Here is a 16,657-nt window from a genome sequence, read left to right as displayed (position 1 = left end):
GAGGGGATAAGGGTGGCAGGCAAAGCTTTTCAAATGACAAAGTCTGAACGTGTGTTCGACATCTTTCTATACATTTTTCTTGGGATCATAATGCTCGTGACGTTGTATCCCTTCTTGAACGTGCTCGCGATTTCTTTAAATGAATCTACAGACACCGTCCGAGGGGGCATTTACATTTGGCCGAGGGTTCTGACGCTTGAGAACTATAAACAGATCTTCAGCTACACGGGGCTGATTCAAGGCTTCAAAATCTCTATTCTCCGAACTGTATCCGGTACGATTCTAGGGCTTATAAGCTCTTCGATGCTGGCCTTTACACTAAGCCGTCCGGAGTTCAGAGCAAGGAAATTTGTTTCGTATTTCCTGGCAATGACGATGTATTTCTCTGGCGGTATGGTACCTATGTACATTCTGATGAGAGATTTGAATCTGATTGGAACGTTCTGGATTTACATTTTGCCGGGTGCGGTTTCTGCTTTCAACGTGTTCGTCATCCGTTCCTTCATGGACGGACTGCCTTTCGCCCTGCAGGAATCAGCGAAGCTGGACGGCGCCAATGACTTCGTGATTTATTACAAGATCATCATGCCGCTCTGTATGCCAGTACTAGCAACAATCACTTTGTTCCTGGCTGTAGGACAATGGAATGAGTGGTTCTCCACCTATCTGTATAATGGCAATAAGCCGCATCTGACTACGCTCCAGTATGAGCTGATGAAGGTGCTGGCAACAACCAACCAGGGCAGCGGCATGGTAAATGCAAATGATATGGCGAAACAGATGGCGCAAATATCGCCTGAATCCATCAAGATGGCTATTACCATCGTAGTTACAGTGCCAATTCTTGTGGTGTATCCGTTCCTGCAAAAGTATTTTGTTGGCGGTATGACGTTAGGCGCAGTTAAGGCGTAGGCCGATAAGAAATAGATTGCACATGGGAACGCGTTTCCTGATTCAGCTATGGACGGATCAGGAAACATTCCCAATGATCTTTTTCAAAGAGTAATAATTGGCATTATATTTATATTGGTTTTGCAAGCGTTATCAATGGTATATTCAGGACTATCCTGATATGCATAGATGAAATACACATTACAAGGGGGATAAAAAATGAAAAGCAAGAGTATCAAGACTGCTTTCACGCTCATGCTCATGAGCTCCATGCTGATTGCTGGCTGTGGCGGAAACAATAATGCTGACAGCAACAAAAATGCGGCTAACACCGGAAATAATTCGTCAACTGCAACGGCGACCGATAGTGCAGCGAATACAACTGCAGATACCAGCCCTGTTACATTCTCATTCTTCGGTGCTGATGCCAGCCCTAACTGGAACAAAATGCAGGATGAAGTAGGTAAAGTGATTACGGAAAAAACCGGTGTAACCCTGAATGCTGAATATGATGTAGGCAGCGGCGGCGGTGAACAAAAGATTTCTCTGATGGCAGCCAGCGGTGACGTGCCTGATCTGATCTTTCCTAAAGCTAATCTTAGTAAACTGGTTGATGCAGGCCTGATTATCGATATGACAGATTTGATCGACAAGTATGCGCCAAACTTGAAAAAGGTCTACGGCGATAATATGAAGCGGTTGAAATACAGCAAAGACGATCAAAAAATCTACTCCATTCCTACAAATGCCGGGGTTGACCAACAATCCTTTGACGCCGGAGGCGGTTTTGAAATTCAGCAGCGTGTACTGAAAGAACTTGGATATCCTCAAGTGAAGACCGTTCAAGATTATGAAAAGGTACTTAAAGACTATGTAGCCAAACATCCGGAAACCGACGGTCAGCCAACCATTCCGCTCACCTTGAATGCAGACGACTGGAAAATCATGATTACCGTTACCAACCCTGCATTCATTACTACCGGCGCACCGGATGATGGTGAATATTATGTAGATCCAACGACATACGCAGCACAACTTCACTACAAACGTCCAGCTGAAAAAGAATATTTCCGCTGGTTGAATCACATGTACAGCGAAGGGCTGCTGGACAAAGATACTTTTGTACAAAAAGATGACCAATATAAAGCTAAAGTGGCCAGCGGACGCGTACTCGGTCTGATCTCCCAGGAATGGGAATACCAAGACGGTGAGAATGCTCTGAAGGCAGCAGGCAAAGACGAGTATACTTATGCTCATTTCCCTGTGACTTTGACCGATGAGTACAAAGACCACTCTTTCCAATCTGCAGGTGTTGATGCATCTGGAATTTCCATTACTACCGCTTGTAAAGATCCGGTTCGCGCCATTAAATTCCTGGACTGGCTCGCTTCTGACGAAGGCCAGGTGCTGATGAACTGGGGGATTGAAGGAAAACAATATACTGTTAACGCAGACGGCAAACGTGAAATTCCTGCTGATGTTCAAAAGAAGAAAACAGATGACGCTAACAATTTTGCCAAAGAAACAGGTATTGGCCTGTACACAGCTTTGACTGCTCACTATGGTGACGGTGTGAAGGATTCCACAGGCAACTACTACACTACTAACTTCCCTGAACAAATCGTAGCTGCATATTCAGATGCTGAGAAAGAAACCTTGAAGGCTTACAAAGCTACAACATGGAAGGACTTGTTCCCTAAGGAATCCGACTTCCCGGTTAAGGAATGGGGCGCGTTGTACAACATGCCTACTCCTACAGATGGCGATTATCAGGTTACCTTCAAGAAAACTCAGGATATTATCCGTAAACGTATCCCTGAAGCCATCCTGTCCAAACCAGCTGACTTCGACAAGGTATACGACGCATTCATCGCTGAGCTGAACAAAGCCGGTGCTGAAAAGATGGAAGCAGAATACACTGATCTCGTAAAAGCAAGAGTATCCCTGTGGACTGGCAAGGATTTGTAATCTAACAAATTAGTAATTGAAGCATTTATCTGCTATCTGCTAATGTAAAGCAAAGGCCCGACTTTGGTCAGGGCCTTTTGCCTGTAGTTAGGGACTTGGAGGAGGAGAGGGAATGGCGGAGGAGAGCAAAGCACACACCTGGATATTGAAATATGACCAGCCTGCGGCGGTCTGGGAAGAAGCGCTGCCGCTCGGCAACGGGCATATGGGAGCTATGGTGTTCGGCGGAGCAGCCAAGGAGCGCATTCAGCTTAATGAGGATACATTATGGGCAGGGTTTCCCCGTGACAGCAACAACTACGAAGCTCAGCGTTATTTGAAGAAAGTGCGCGGGCTGGTCTCGGAAGGCAACTATGGCGAGGCTGAGGATCTTATTAACACGCGTATGCTTGGTGTAAACACACAGCCGTATTTACCGCTGGGCGATCTGTATTTGGAGCATCCGGGAGTGGAGAATACTGAGGGGTACCGCCGGGATCTGGATCTGGACAACGGCATTGCCACCGTGTCCTATCGAACGGATGATTGTACATTTTCCCGTGAGGCTTTTATCAGCGCTCCGGATGGAGTCTGCGTGGTTCGGGTGGCAAGTGAGATAAAGGGGAAGCTTGAGCTGGTCATCACATTGGATAGCCTCTTGAAACATAGTGTACAAAGCAGCGGACAGCAAACGCTGACGATGCGCGGGCAGTGTCCTACGTATGTAGCCGATAATTATTTTGGGGATCATCCGTACCCGGTCCAGTATGAGGAGGGACTGGGTATTGGCTTTGAACTGCAGCTGGAGGCGAAGGTTACCGGCGGAAGTGTGCAGGAAGTGGACGGAAAGCTTGTAATCTCCGGCGCGGACAGCGCAGTACTGCTGCTTGCGGCGGGCACAACTTACGAAGAGCTGAAGCAAAAGGCGGCGCATATCCGCACCGACCTGGCTGAAATTTCTACAAAAGTTCCAAGTCCTGCGGAAATTTGTGCAGAGCGATTATCGGCGGCTGCGCAGAGGTCGCATGAGGAACTGCGGCAACGTCATGTGGATGACCACCAGGCAATCTTCCGCCGCGTGGACCTCAATCTCGGGGGCTGGGAAGCAGCTGTGCTGCCGACAGACCAGCGTTTAGCCGCATACCGGGAAGGTCAGGCCGATCCGGCACTGGAGGCTCTTTTATTTCAATATGGCCGTTATTTGCTGATGGCAAGTTCCCGGCCGGGTACGCAGGCTGCCAATTTGCAAGGAATATGGAACCATCATCTGACACCGCCTTGGAACAGCAACTATACCACCAATATTAATGCACAGATGAACTATTGGCTGGCCGAGGTCTGCAATCTAAGTGAATGTCATGAACCTTTGATCGATTTGATTCGTGAGGTCAGTGTCACCGGGTCAAGAACAGCCGCTATTCATTATGGGGCCCGTGGCTGGGTTGCCCATCACAATGTGGATTTGTGGCGTCATTCATCCCCTTCGGGCGGGGATGCCAGCTGGGCCTTCTGGCCGATGGGCGGGGTATGGCTCAGCAGCCATCTGTGGGAACATTATGCGTTTAACCCGGACCGCGAATACCTTACACAGACGGCATATCCGCTGATGAAAGGGGCGGCGTTATTCTGTCTGGACTGGCTGACGGAAGGGCCGGATGGCATGCTGATTACGAATCCCTCTACCTCGCCGGAGAACCGTTTTGTAACGGAGGATGGCCGGCCGTGCAGTATCTCTATGGGCTCGGCTATGGATATGAGCCTAATCCGCGAATTGTTCGGAAATTGCCTTACAGCCGCTAATATTCTCGCTGTTGACGAAGAATTCCAGCTTCAGTTGGAAGAGACGGCTGCCCGCATGTTCCCTCTGCAGATCAGCAGGGACGGGCGCTTGCAGGAGTGGTTCCAGGATTTCACCGAGTCTGAGCCGGGACACCGTCATGTCTCCCATTTGTACGGGCTGTATCCCGGGAATATGATTAATGAGAAGGAAACTCCGGATCTGCTGGAAGCCGCCCGTTTGTCACTGGAGAAGCGGATCGCCTCCGGCGGAGGCCACACCGGCTGGAGCTGTGCCTGGCTGATCAATCTATACGCCAGGCTAAAGGATGGAGCCGCCGCATACGGTTTTGTGCGTACGTTGCTAACCCGTTCCGTGTACCCGAACCTGTTCGATGCCCATCCGCCGTTTCAGATTGACGGGAATTTCGGAGCTGCTGCAGGGATTGCGGAAATGCTGTTGCAGAGCCATCTGGGTGAAATCAGCCTGCTGCCCGCACTGCCGGATCAATGGAAAAACGGCCGGGTAGAGGGGCTCAGAGCCCGGGGGGGCTTCGTGGTGGATATCGAGTGGCAGGATCATGTACTTGTCTCTGCCAAGATTACAGCCGGGCAGGATAGCTTATGCCGGTTGAGCTATTCGCGTGAGCTGAAGCTACAGCTTCAGGGCGGGACGGTGGCGGAACCTGGAAGCCCACTGTACATGAAGGCTGGAGACAGTATTATCGCACGCTGTAGAAGCGAATTCATGCAGAACTGAAGCCATGACAATATGGCGGCGGACATTGTATACTGCTTTCTGGTAGAGGAATTGCCAGGAAGCAGTTTTTTTTGCAATAATCAGGATTTATATCCTATATACTCAGGACATTCTTTAGTTGGGGGCCTTATTCTGCGGCCGTAACGAACCGATAATAGAGAATATATAGCAAGATTTTACGATGGGAAGATGCTCTAAGAATAAAATGCACTGAATATGGAATGTTACGGTTGTGCAGACTGGAATTTCGGCATCTACTATACAGTACATACTATTGGGTGAGCCATTACAAGGCATGCAGGAGGAACAGAATCTATGGGAAAAAAGCATCTGTCGCTGATGAAGGCCATTCTGGGAGGCATGCTTATATGTGCGGCTCTGCCACCTGCGCTATATTGGGGTTGGGACCAGGCTTATGCGGCCAGCACTCAAACGGTGCTTCAATCGGGAACGGAGATGGCCCAGAAGCTGACCGCCGCAATGAATAACCGGAGAGAGAACATCACATTCGTATATGAAGGAAAGACCACCAATTTGAAATCCTTGGTGCAAAAGGCCATTGACCAGGCTATGGGCAGCGACCCTTACCTCTACTATATTATTGACAGCTACGCTTTTTCTTACCAGGGGAGCAGCCGCTCAGCCAACGTAACGGTGCAGATGAAGTACCGGGAGACATTGCAGCAGACCGCTCTGGTGAACAAGCAGGTGAAAACGATTCTGCAGCAGATTATTACTTCTGGGATGAACAATCACCAGAAGGTGAAGGTTATTCATGACTGGGTGGTACTGCATCTGCAATATGATGCTACGTACCGTAAATATACAGCTTACGAAGGATTAGAGACCGGCAGTGCTGTCTGCCAGGGATATTCACTGCTAACCTATAAATTGCTTCTGGGTGCGGGTATCCCTAATAAAATTGTTGAAGGTACGGCAAGACCGGCAGGTAGACCTGCCCAATCCCATGCCTGGAACCTGGTGCAGCTTGACGGGCACTGGTACCACTTGGATACCACCTGGGACGATCCAACACCAAGCCCGGAGGGCGGTATCAGCACGCTTTACTACATGCGGACTGATGCCCAGATGCGGCATGATCACAGCTGGACCAAGTCCTATCCGGCAGCATCGGTCGGCTATGCGCAGACCTTGTCCGAAATGGTGAGCCGCGGAGGGCAGAACGTGTCTATATACCAAGACCTTCAGCAGAAGCTTGACTACCGGCTGTATGAGGAGGGACAGGTGGTTACTTCTGCGTCAGAGTTGAATGCCCTAGTGAAGGAAGCGGTGGCGTCAGGCAAACAGTCCCTTTTGTTCCGTTACCGGGGTACCGAAAGACTGCTCAAAATCGATCTGCAGGGATTGTACAGCTTAGGTTTGGAAAAATTATCGTATAACACTACTCCGTTTGATAACACCGGGGATTTGAAGGTGTATGTGACCTGGAAATAACCCTCAGCGGTTCATCTCCGTGAATTGTATGGTTTGAACTTGATCGGTTGACGGATCAAAGCGAACGGCGACAATTACACCGAATTCCTTGCCGGCTTTGTCTCTGATCCACAGTTTGAATTTCTCCTCTATGAGTCCAGGCTGTATCTGTGTACGCCCTACATGTGAATAATCAATAATATCGGCATTGTATTTCTGCTGTGTTGCCTTCACGGCTACGATCCCCCACTTGGCATAGTCAGGTACGGCTGAACTTGCCTGACTACTTATGACAAGAAACAGGGTCAGCAAGGATATCATCCATATTTTTTTCATGGCAGCCACCTTTTGTATGTGAATTCGGGTTAGCGTCTCCCCGGACAACACATTTTATGCGGCCCTGCCTTCATCATAGAAATGCCCAAAATAGTAAACAGGGATGCCACCGAGCCATTTGGCTGCGGAACATCCCTGTTTTGCTATAAAATATTAGTCTTTGTTAATCTGCGTGAGTGCTCAGGTCACATTGATCCAGCGGGATAATACGGCTTTTGCGGAACCAGCGGTAGCCGAACCAGATCAGCAGGAACAGCGGCAGGCTGACATAGGAGACGAGGATACCGTACCAGTCGATGCTGTCGCCTGTGAAAGCGCCAAGGTTCTGTCCGAATACGGCTACGAGACATAATGCCAGCGCGAACAGCGGCCCGAAGGGGAACCATTTGGCCCGGTAAGGCAGCTCATCCAGCGAATGGCCCTGCGCTACAAAAGCGCGGCGGAAACGGTAATGGCACACTGCAATGCCTAACCAGTTAATGAATCCGCACATCCCGGAAGCATTAAGCAGCCAATTATAGACCGCACCGTCACCAAAGAATGAAGCCAGAAAAGCCAGCATGCCGACCGCAGTGGTCACGAGAAGCGCACCTACGGGCACTCCGCGGCGGTTCAGTTTGCCGAGCGCACGCGGTGCCATGCCATCCTTGGCCATTGCATACAGGACACGGGTGGAGGCGTACATGCCAGAGTTTCCGGCCGATAGTACAGAGCTGAGGATGACAGCATTCATGACGGATGCGGCAATCGCAAGTCCTGCTTTATTGAAGACAATGGTGAACGGGCTGACACCGATATCATCGATACCGCCGCGGAGCAGATCCGGATTGGTGTAAGGGATAAGCAGCCCGATCACGAGAATGGCGAGGATGTAGAAGATCAGGATGCGCCAGAATACCTGGCGGATGGCCAGTGGAACATTGCGGCGCGGGTTTTCGCTCTCCCCTGCTGCAACCCCGACGAGTTCAGTTCCCTGGAAGGAGAAACCGGCAGCCATGAAGACCCCGACGAAGGCAAAGAAGCCGCCATGGAAGGAGCTCCCGCCAAGCTGGAAGTTGCTGAGGCCTACCGCTTTGCCGCACATAATCCCGAAGATCATCAGCATACCGACAGCCAGGAACACGACTACGGTGATGATTTTGATAATCGCAAACCAGTATTCCGATTCGCCGTAACCGCGTGATGACAGGAAGTTTAGTCCGAACATCAGCAGCAGGAACAGAAGGCTCCAGAGCATGGAAGGGCTGTCCGGGAACCAGTACTTTATAATCACTGTGGCAGCGGACAGTTCGGCAGCGATGGTGACGGCCCAGTTGTACCAGAAGTTCCAGCCGATGGCGAAGCCGAAGGCAGGGCTGACGAACCGCGTGCCGTAGGTGCTGAAGGAGCCTGAGTCCGGCAGATACGTTGCCAGCTCTCCAAGGCTGGTCATAAGAAAATACACCATAATGCCGACTGCTGTATAGGCCAGCAGCGCGCCTCCCGGTCCGGAAGAAGCAATAGCGCCGCCGCTGGCCAGAAACAGCCCGGTTCCGATGGAGCCGCCGAGTGCGATCATGGTTAAATGTCTGGCCTTGAAGGTTTTGCGCAGACCCGGAGCGGCAGAATTGCTGCTATGTCCTGTTATGTGCTGCTGTTTGTCTTTCTTAGCTTGCATGAATAAGACACTCCCTTAATTGTGATGTTTCTGTTCAAGGGCTCTAACCAAGAAGCATATCCATCCTGCAAGCACAAAGAAAACCGCAGACGGATTCTGCGGTTTTCTGTATTTACAGCTCCGCACCATACTCCCTGTTCAGATAGCGCAACACAGTGCCTGGCCGCAGTTTCCTGACGGGCCATGCCCTGTGACAGTTCCGTGCCTTTCGGCAACGGCCCCAGCCTGCACTGCTTAATAAGAGCAGCGGTGCAGACTTCGGCGGATATTCCTTTCGGCGGCGTTTCACAGACGGCTCTTATAGCGTCTCCACGCGCGTACTCTTTATATCCGCGACCTCTACCTCATCTTAGGTATGATGAGGCTATCTTGTAACGATATGAACACAACAGGGATTAGTATAATGCAACTTGGCTGGGCAAGCAATGACAATTTAAGGCAGGTTAACGTTAGGTTCGCCGGCGCTCCGACATCTGCTGCCAGACGGTACCGGCAGCCTCTTCACCAGATGCGATGCGCTCCAGCGCCATTCGGGCCTGCAGGCCGACCTCGAATTCCGGGTCGTCCGCAGCAAGGCTCAGCGCGTCCTGGGCTTCAGCTGTCCCGACCTCGTAGAGGAAGCGTGCCGCCCGCCAGCGGACGAGCTTGCTCTTGTCAGTAAGCGCCGCTGTCATCACTGGCGTCGCCGCCGGATCACCGATGTCGGAGAGCGTATCTCCAGCCGTGCGCCGCACGGCCGGGGCGCTGTCTGCCATCGCCTCATAGAGCAGCTCCATCGCCTCAGGCGTGCGGATGTCGCCCAGGTACACGACCACAAGCCTGCGGATATGCAGCTTGGGGTCGTGCAGCGCCGTGCGCAGCTCCGGCAGGAGCTCTGCCGTAGGCTGAAGATCCTCCAGCGCGGCGTAGCGCACGCGCCAGTCCTCGTCCTTCAGGTCTCGCAGCAGCTCGGCCTGTTCCTTTTTCTCCCGCTGCTCGATGAACTCGCCGCCAGCCCCGTGCGCGATGGCCTGCTGCACGAGGGAGTCGAGGCGCTCCTGCGGATACGCCGCTTCCAGCTCCTGCTCGACCTCGCGCGCGATGGCGCCTGGCTCGCCGTAGCGCACGCCGTAATCGGTGAGCTTGCGCTCCTTGATCATTACGGCGCTGGCCACATCCGTTACCGCCTTCGTAAACCGGGCGGCGAGGGCGATGCGCTCCTCACTCGCGCCGGTCTTGACGCGGATCTGGATCGGGATCCCGCGGAACATCTGCACGAATACCTGTGATTCCCCAAAGTGGGCACCGGCATTCTCATCCTCCAGATTGAAGTCGGCGATCAGACCTTCTGCGCCGAAACGGGTCTGGACCGCGCGGAGAATTGCCGCCCAGTCGGCACTGCCTTTGCGCTCCAGAGCGGCAAAGTCGGCCGCATGATAAATGCTGGTGACACCGGGGATGGTGAGCATCTCCCGTGCCCAGGAAGGGGCGGAACGCTGGCTCTCCGGTGTATAGGTACGGCGGACTCCAGACTCCAGAGTCTCATCGAGATGAAGCTTCATCGTATTGGGACTTGGAGTCGGTTCAATAAATGTAATCTTCATACGCTAGGCTCCTCTATAATCGGCATAAGAGCACCGTAAGTACTTTATCCGCATTTTACCTCATTTTGGGTACTCAATACAAAAGAGTTGCAGCACCATTCCGCTTAAGCCTGGTACCAAATGGTTAAACTTTGTAGCATAAGGGTTGTAGCATTACGCGATTTTGCAAAACCATTCGCAGAATCCTATAGTTAGAATAAAGTATATTTTCCGGCAACTTGTTAAGGAGAGATGCGGAATGGCCAGATTACGCTACAATAACATCGACAATGTCAGTACCGACAAGACGCTCAAGCAGCTCCGCCAGTGGCGCGAGGAACGGCGGATGAAGAAGAAGGACTACTCCTATAAAGTGCCGAATCATCCGCCCAAGCTGGACTATCTAGTGGAGAACCGTCTCGATACGACGATTACCTGGATTGGACATTCGACATTTTTGCTTCAATATGAAGGGATGAATATCATTACCGATCCCGTATGGGCACAGCGGCTGGGGTTTGAGAAACGGATCTGCCAGCCCGGTATTCCGCTCAGCGGCATACCCCCGGTGGATCTCATTCTGATCTCTCATTCGCATTATGATCACCTGCATCTCGCGTCTATACGTAAGCTGTATAAGACGGGAACCACGCTGGTGGTCCCGGTGGGACTGAAGCGCAAGATGGTGCGCAAAGGCTTTGCGAACTGCCTGGAAATGCAGTGGTGGGAGGAGCTTACCCTGGGAGCCGTGAAGCTGACCTTTGTTCCGACCCAGCACTGGACGCGGCGGACGCCATTTGATACCAATACCTCCCACTGGGGCGGGTATGTGCTACAGCCTGCTGAGCCCGGCAAGCATCCCCGGGGTGAAGGAGCCATGCATGAGCTTCCGCCCAATCTGTATTTTGCCGGAGACAGCGGCTTTTTCCCGGGATTCAAAGAAATTGGCAGCCGCTTCAAGCTGCATGTGGCACTGATGCCGATTGGTGCCTATGAGCCGGAATGGTTCATGAGCTCACAGCATGTGACCCCCGAGGAGGCCATTCAGGCTTTTATGGATGTAGGCGCGGAACTGATGATCCCCATGCACTTTGGGACCTTCCGGCTGGCGGATGACACGGCCCGGGAGGCACTGGACCGGATGGAGCAGGCCCGCCTGGCACATGGAATTGACGGGAAACGTATACGTACACTGGCTTATGGGGAAACGCTGATTGTACATCCGGAGGAGCGGACACCAGCCCAATAGAGATTACATGTATCCGTTTATTGGGTAAAACTATACTTTATAGGCGGATCTTCGGGCTTTTTTCCTTGTTTTTATGCTATAATGAGCCGGAACCCTAAGTGAAAAGGATGGTAATGCTTAATGATCAGTACAAGCGGCGTAACACTCCGCTACGGAAAACGCGCACTATTTGAGGATGTCAACATAAAATTCACACCCGGCAACTGCTACGGCCTGATCGGAGCGAACGGTGCGGGTAAATCCACTTTTTTGAAAATTCTGTCCGGAGAGATTGAAGCCAACATCGGCGATGTGCATATTACACCCGGCGAACGTCTGGCCATACTGAAACAGAACCATTTCGAGTATGACGAGTATCTGGTACTGGAAACGGTAATTATGGGCCATACCCGCCTGTATGACATCATGAAGGAAAAAGATGCGCTCTATGCCAAAAGCGACTTCACCGAAGCCGACGGACTTCGCGCCGGTGAGCTGGAAGGCGAATTCGCTGAACTGAACGGCTGGGACGCAGAGCCTGATGCTGCTGCAATGCTGATCGGTCTTGGTATTATGCGTGAAATGCATGATAAGAAAATGGCCGAACTCAGCGGCAACGAGAAGGTCCGGGTACTCCTGGCGCAAGCCCTGTTCGGACGTCCGAACAACCTGCTGCTCGATGAACCTACCAACCATTTGGATCTGGAATCCATCGGCTGGCTGGAGAACTTCCTCATGGATTATGAAGGCACTGTTATTGTCGTATCCCATGACCGTCATTTCCTGAACAAGGTATGTACCCATATTGCCGATATCGATTTCGGCAAAATCCAGATGTATGTAGGCAACTACGACTTCTGGTATGAATCCAGTCAGCTGGCCCAGGCGCTGCAGCGTGACTCGAACAAGAAGAAGGAAGACAAGATGAAGGAGCTGCAGGCGTTCATCCAGCGCTTCTCCGCCAATGCTTCCAAGTCCAAACAGGCGACCTCCCGTAAGAAACAGCTGGAGAAGATTACTCTGGACGATATCCGCCCGTCGAACCGTAAGTATCCATTCCTCAACTTCAAACCTGAGCGTGAAGCAGGTAAGCAACTGCTTACCATCAGCGGGCTGAGCAAATCGGTAGAAGGCGAGAAGATGCTGGATGAGATCAGCTTTGTGGTCAACAAAGGCGACAAGATTGCTTTTGTCGGTCCTTACTCTCAGCCGAAATCACTGCTGTTCGATGTGATTATGGGCGAGAAAGAGGCTGATGCCGGCGAATATACTTGGGGCGTTACAACAACGCAGGCATATTTTCCGAAAGACAACTCCAGCTATTTCGATGGGGTGAACATGAATCTTGTGGAATGGCTGCGCCAATACTCCAAGGACCAGGACGAAACCTTCCTGCGCGGATTCCTTGGACGGATGCTGTTCGCCGGTGAGGAAGCGCTGAAGAAAGCAAGTGTGCTGTCCGGGGGCGAGAAGGTTCGCTGCATGCTGGCCAAGATGATGCTGAACGGTGCCAACGTGCTCGTGTTTGATGAGCCCACCAACCACTTGGATCTTGAATCGATTACTGCACTCAATAACGGACTGATTGATTTTGATGGCACGATTCTGTTCACTTCCCATGACCATCAGTTTATTCAGACCATCGCCAACCGTATTATTGAAATTACACCGGCAGGGGTTATCGACCGCTCCATGACCTATGATGAGTATCTGGAGAATCCGGAAATCAAGGAAATGCGTGCCCGGATGTATCCTGTAGAAGTGTAAGAATGATATAGATTGAACAAGCACTGTTCATATGAAAAACGGCTGCGTCGTCCCGAAAGGGATAACGCAGCCGTTTATGTTCAAATATAAACAAGTACCCTTACTTAGGATCCGCCGGTACGGCGGCGCTGGTTGTTGGGCTTTTTGTTATTCTGGCTTTTCAGCGGTTTGGCAGAACCGGCTTGAAAGGTGGAACCAGGTTTGCCGGAAGCGTGCTGTTTCTTCTGCTCCAGTTTTTGACGGATGGCATCCGCCAGGTTGATTTTTGGTTTTTCATTGTTCTCGCTCATTATGTTAACCCCCTTAGGTAGCAAGTCCTTTCCTTTATTCTAATTGTTTTTAAATGCTGCCACAAGGGCAAGAATAATTCAAAGAATGATCTGCCGGGGCACGGGAACAGTATGGAGAGTAATATGGGGGGATGACGGTTGGTTGATATTTATGATGATATACGTAAAGGTGAACGGGGCGCTCTAATTAGTATTATCGCCTACCTTATTCTATCGGCCTTCAAGTTGATCAGCGGCTATGTGTTCGGTTCGAGTGCACTGCTTGCCGATGGGTTCAACAACCTCACCGATATTGTTGCTTCACTTGCGGTGCTGATCGGTCTGCGCATTTCACGGAAACCGCCTGATTCCGATCATGCATATGGACATTTCCGCGCGGAGACGGTGGCGGCGCTGCTGGCATCCTTTATCATGGCTATGGTTGGCATTCAGGTGATTGTGGAGGCCGTCCGCTCCTTGTTTGAGGGAGCCAAGGCCACGCCGCAGCTATGGTCAGCCGGGGTGGCAGTGGTGTGTGCAGCAGCCATGATGGGGGTATACATATATAACAAACGGCTCGCCAAACAGATTAATAACAACGCATTGATGGCTGCAGCGAAGGACAATTTCTCGGATGCGATGGTAAGTATTGGAGCTGCAGTAGGAATTGTCGGGGCACAATTCGGGCTGCCCTGGATTGATTCCGCGGCAGCAGTCGCTGTCGGTTTGCTGATACTGAAGACGGCATGGGATATTTTCCGTGATTCAACATACCGTCTGACGGACGGATTCGACCAGGATCAGCTGATGGATCTTCGAAGCACGATTGCCCGCACACCCGGAGTCGAAGGTATCAAGGACTTAAAGGCCCGTGTTCATGGGAATCATGTGCTGGTGGATGTGGTTGTGGAAGTCGATGCCCAGATTACAGTGAAGCAAGGCCACGCCATCAGTGACTCTATTGAGGAGCGGATGAGCAAGCTGCATAACATCATGAATGTGCAGGTTCATGTCGAACCGAAGCCTTGAGATTCCTTAATTTCTTCTAATTAGCTGTAATTTCCACCAAATCCAAGGAGAATTCAAGACTATAGACCCGGGAGTTACCATAAGTTGGCAAGCTTTTTTGTGAAATTTGGAGCATGTTCCATTTCCCGGTCAAGCCTATAATGAGGGCAGAAAGCAACAAACGAAGCGCGCGCCGTTGTTGAATTTCTCATTATGCTAAGCGGGGGAACGCTATGATCGTATCATATAAAGGGCTGGCATCGTCTTTGCTGGTCTCGGTATCACTTGCGGTATCACTGGGAGTGTTCAATCCGCAGCAGGCGCAAGCTGCTTCTGTATCTCCCCAATCATCCATCACAGCATCTGTAGCGCAAACAGGCGTTATTGTATCTTCAGTCCGTCTGCGTTCAGCTCCATCAACAAGCGGAAAAGTGCTGAAATATTTGAATAAGGGTGACCAGGTTGTTATCCTGGAAGAAGCGAACAGCTATTGGTACAAAGTCAGAACCGCAGACGGAGACGTTGGATATACGAGCAGGGGAGAGCAATATATCCTGGTGGCCGCAGCTCCGGCAGCACAAACAGCAGTGATTCAAGCTTCAGTCCGTCTTCGGGATACCCCTTCAACCAGCGGGCAGATTATGGGATATCTATATAAAGATGATCAGGTTGTCATCTTGGAAGTACCAAATAGCTACTGGTACAAGGTTAGAACGGCAAATGGCAATGTTGGATATACAAGCTCGTCGGATCAATATATTTTAGTGGATGGAGGTACGGCATTGCCGGCTCCTACTCCGACACCTGTGCCAACACCAGTACCGACGCCAGCGCCAACACCAGCACCGGTGCCTACGGATCCGCCACAGGCGGCAGTCATTGAGAGTGTAATTGCTGCAGGGATGGGCTACCTTGGGACCCCTTATGAGTTCGGCTCCAGCCGCAGCGATACCAGCACCTTTGATTGCTCCGATTTTATCCGGCAGATTTTTATGGATGCAGCCAATCTGAAGCTTCCTGCCGATTCCCGGCAGCAGGGTGACTGGATTAAGCAGAATAGTACGGTAGTCACCGATATTTCCGGACTGAAGCGTGGAGATTTGATGTTCTTCACGGATTATCAAGGCAGCTCGGTTTCCGCATATGCCGGAATTGACAAGTTGACGGCCAGAATTACGCATGTAGCTATGTATTTGGGGGATGGTCAGCTGCTTCAGACCTATTCAGTGGCATCAGGCGGAGTCCGGGTTGATAAATTAAGCGCTTCTTGGATGAATCGTTTCCTTTACGGGGGCTCGGTCATCCGCTAAAATATAGATTGTAGAGATGCGAAGCGACAGCAGTAAGAGTTTGTGACGGGTGAACTAGGGCGGGTGTTTTGTGAGGCTATCCCTTCAGTAGATGGATTCTACTGAAGGGATAGCCTCTATTTTTATGTTCATTGATATTCCCGTTGCAGGTCCCTGACATAAATAAGCCGTGCAGGATCTATTAGATCTGCACGGCTTATTGTATGTAGGCCCGTAAAGAGTATGAAAAGGCTGGGATTTACGGGCTCTCGGCCGAGCATAGAATATGCTTCATAGCATGTTCTGCCTGCCGGAGGTACAATTATAGAATCATTACATCGCTGGAGTAATTACATAAGCAGACGCAGGCACCTTGATCCAGGCTGTACCCAGCCATGTGTAAATCTCTCTCCATTCGTTGCCCCATCTGTCGGTCATGACCGCCCCAGTGGTATCAATGGTCTGTGCGCTCAACCAGCCCGCTGGAGTCATACTGTCCATGGAAAGGTGGAAAGGCGTTGCTTTGGTCAGGATAATCATAGGAGTGGCTGGCTTAATATCTGCTTGTGTGATTACGGTCTCGAACTGTCCACCGTATGTACTGCTTGTTACGGTTGTTGTGGTACCCTTTACTTCATCGGCTGAAGCCGTTGCGGCAAAAGAAGCTACAAGACCCATGGCTACTGCGATACTGGCGAATTTTTTCATCTGTGATTCCTCCTGGGATTGGTTT

At 51.1% G+C, this 16,657-nt stretch carries 13 protein-coding genes and 1 riboswitch; of the genes, 8 read left to right on the top strand and 5 right to left on the bottom strand.

The genetic code is table 11. From position 1 onward, the window contains the following. Positions 1–12: 12 nt before the first annotated feature. The 4 genes from ACTJKB_RS27260 to ACTJKB_RS27245 all read left to right on the top strand — a co-directional run bounded on the left by ACTJKB_RS27260 (position 13) and on the right by ACTJKB_RS27245 (position 6,829). Positions 13–912, top strand: coding sequence for a carbohydrate ABC transporter permease (locus ACTJKB_RS27260; RefSeq protein ID WP_440837462.1), 900 nt, complete (start codon positions 13–15; stop codon positions 910–912). Between the two features lie 198 nt (positions 913–1,110). Continuing rightward, a complete protein-coding gene (locus ACTJKB_RS27255) occupies positions 1,111–2,859 on the top strand; it encodes an ABC transporter substrate-binding protein (protein ID WP_440837461.1) in 1,749 nt (582 codons plus the stop codon). Between the two features lie 112 nt (positions 2,860–2,971). Further along, positions 2,972–5,374, top strand: a complete 2,403-nt coding sequence (locus tag ACTJKB_RS27250) for a glycoside hydrolase family 95 protein (protein WP_440837460.1) — start codon at positions 2,972–2,974, stop codon at positions 5,372–5,374. Between the two features lie 315 nt (positions 5,375–5,689). Beyond that, on the top strand, positions 5,690–6,829 hold the full coding sequence (locus tag ACTJKB_RS27245; protein WP_440837459.1) for a transglutaminase domain-containing protein: 1,140 nt from the start codon (positions 5,690–5,692) through the stop codon (positions 6,827–6,829). Between the two features lie 3 nt (positions 6,830–6,832). On the opposite strand, the gene ACTJKB_RS27240 is transcribed toward ACTJKB_RS27245, so the two are convergent. From ACTJKB_RS27240 to ACTJKB_RS27230, 3 genes are all read right to left on the bottom strand, one after another. Beyond that, on the bottom strand, positions 6,833–7,144 hold the full coding sequence (locus tag ACTJKB_RS27240; RefSeq protein ID WP_440837458.1) for a DUF3889 domain-containing protein: 312 nt from the start codon (positions 7,142–7,144) through the stop codon (positions 6,833–6,835). 163 nt (positions 7,145–7,307) lie between these two features. Further along, on the bottom strand, positions 7,308–8,801 hold the full coding sequence (locus tag ACTJKB_RS27235; protein ID WP_440837457.1) for an amino acid permease: 1,494 nt from the start codon (positions 8,799–8,801) through the stop codon (positions 7,308–7,310). A 135-nt stretch (positions 8,802–8,936) separates the two neighbouring features. Beyond that, positions 8,937–9,151: riboswitch (Lysine riboswitch) on the bottom strand. Between the two features lie 99 nt (positions 9,152–9,250). Continuing rightward, a complete protein-coding gene (locus ACTJKB_RS27230) occupies positions 9,251–10,384 on the bottom strand; it encodes a virulence factor (RefSeq protein ID WP_440837456.1) in 1,134 nt (377 codons plus the stop codon). Between the two features lie 238 nt (positions 10,385–10,622). On the opposite strand from ACTJKB_RS27230, the gene ACTJKB_RS27225 reads away from it, so the two are divergent. Continuing rightward, the gene (locus ACTJKB_RS27225; protein WP_440837455.1) at positions 10,623–11,612 is read left to right on the top strand and encodes an MBL fold metallo-hydrolase; all 990 of its coding nucleotides are present in this window, start codon (positions 10,623–10,625) and stop codon (positions 11,610–11,612) included. Positions 11,613–11,732: 120 nt separating this feature from the next. Further along, complete coding sequence (locus tag ACTJKB_RS27220) at positions 11,733–13,358, top strand: ABC-F family ATP-binding cassette domain-containing protein (RefSeq protein ID WP_074084993.1); 1,626 nt, start codon at positions 11,733–11,735, stop codon at positions 13,356–13,358. A gap of 104 nt (positions 13,359–13,462) precedes the next feature. Here the strand turns inward: ACTJKB_RS27220 and ACTJKB_RS27215 are convergent, their stop codons facing one another. Further along, positions 13,463–13,648 carry a hypothetical protein gene (locus ACTJKB_RS27215; RefSeq protein ID WP_036694961.1) on the bottom strand — a complete coding sequence of 62 codons (186 nt, stop codon included), beginning with the start codon at positions 13,646–13,648 and terminating at the stop codon, positions 13,463–13,465. A gap of 138 nt (positions 13,649–13,786) precedes the next feature. On the opposite strand from ACTJKB_RS27215, the gene ACTJKB_RS27210 reads away from it, so the two are divergent. Together ACTJKB_RS27210 and ACTJKB_RS27205 are read left to right on the top strand one after the other, a co-directional pair. Further along, positions 13,787–14,656, top strand: a complete 870-nt coding sequence (locus ACTJKB_RS27210; protein ID WP_440837454.1) for a cation diffusion facilitator family transporter — start codon at positions 13,787–13,789, stop codon at positions 14,654–14,656. A gap of 212 nt (positions 14,657–14,868) precedes the next feature. Next, positions 14,869–15,945, top strand: a complete 1,077-nt coding sequence (locus tag ACTJKB_RS27205) for a C40 family peptidase (RefSeq protein ID WP_440837453.1) — start codon at positions 14,869–14,871, stop codon at positions 15,943–15,945. A gap of 312 nt (positions 15,946–16,257) precedes the next feature. Here ACTJKB_RS27205 and ACTJKB_RS27200 read toward each other — a convergent pair whose 3' ends face one another. Beyond that, positions 16,258–16,632, bottom strand: a complete 375-nt coding sequence (locus tag ACTJKB_RS27200) for a hypothetical protein (RefSeq protein WP_440837452.1) — start codon at positions 16,630–16,632, stop codon at positions 16,258–16,260. Positions 16,633–16,657 lie beyond the last annotated feature (25 nt).

The sequence above is a fragment of the Paenibacillus sp. 22594 genome (assembly GCF_052044425.1).
Lineage (GTDB): Bacteria > Bacillota > Bacilli > Paenibacillales > Paenibacillaceae > Paenibacillus_AQ.
The sequence above is the reverse complement of the archived record's forward strand: the minus strand, read 5'-3'. Positions and strand labels throughout refer to the sequence as shown.

What these genes read in the sequence shown, in the direction of transcription:
- ACTJKB_RS27255 (WP_440837461.1), top strand. Translation starts at nt 1,111, where the DNA reads ATGAAAAGCAAGAGTATCAAGACTGCTTTCACGCTCATGCTCATGAGC.
- ACTJKB_RS27250 (WP_440837460.1), top strand. Translation starts at nt 2,972, where the DNA reads ATGGCGGAGGAGAGCAAAGCACACACCTGGATATTGAAATATGACCAG.
- ACTJKB_RS27245 (WP_440837459.1), top strand. Translation starts at nt 5,690, where the DNA reads ATGGGAAAAAAGCATCTGTCGCTGATGAAGGCCATTCTGGGAGGCATG.
- ACTJKB_RS27240 (WP_440837458.1), bottom strand. Translation starts at nt 7,144, where the DNA reads ATGAAAAAAATATGGATGATATCCTTGCTGACCCTGTTTCTTGTCATA.
- ACTJKB_RS27235 (WP_440837457.1), bottom strand. Translation starts at nt 8,801, where the DNA reads ATGCAAGCTAAGAAAGACAAACAGCAGCACATAACAGGACATAGCAGC.
- ACTJKB_RS27230 (WP_440837456.1), bottom strand. Translation starts at nt 10,384, where the DNA reads ATGAAGATTACATTTATTGAACCGACTCCAAGTCCCAATACGATGAAG.
- ACTJKB_RS27225 (WP_440837455.1), top strand. Translation starts at nt 10,623, where the DNA reads ATGGCCAGATTACGCTACAATAACATCGACAATGTCAGTACCGACAAG.
- ACTJKB_RS27220 (WP_074084993.1), top strand. Translation starts at nt 11,733, where the DNA reads ATGATCAGTACAAGCGGCGTAACACTCCGCTACGGAAAACGCGCACTA.
- ACTJKB_RS27215 (WP_036694961.1), bottom strand. Translation starts at nt 13,648, where the DNA reads ATGAGCGAGAACAATGAAAAACCAAAAATCAACCTGGCGGATGCCATC.
- ACTJKB_RS27205 (WP_440837453.1), top strand. Translation starts at nt 14,869, where the DNA reads ATGATCGTATCATATAAAGGGCTGGCATCGTCTTTGCTGGTCTCGGTA.
- ACTJKB_RS27200 (WP_440837452.1), bottom strand. Translation starts at nt 16,632, where the DNA reads ATGAAAAAATTCGCCAGTATCGCAGTAGCCATGGGTCTTGTAGCTTCT.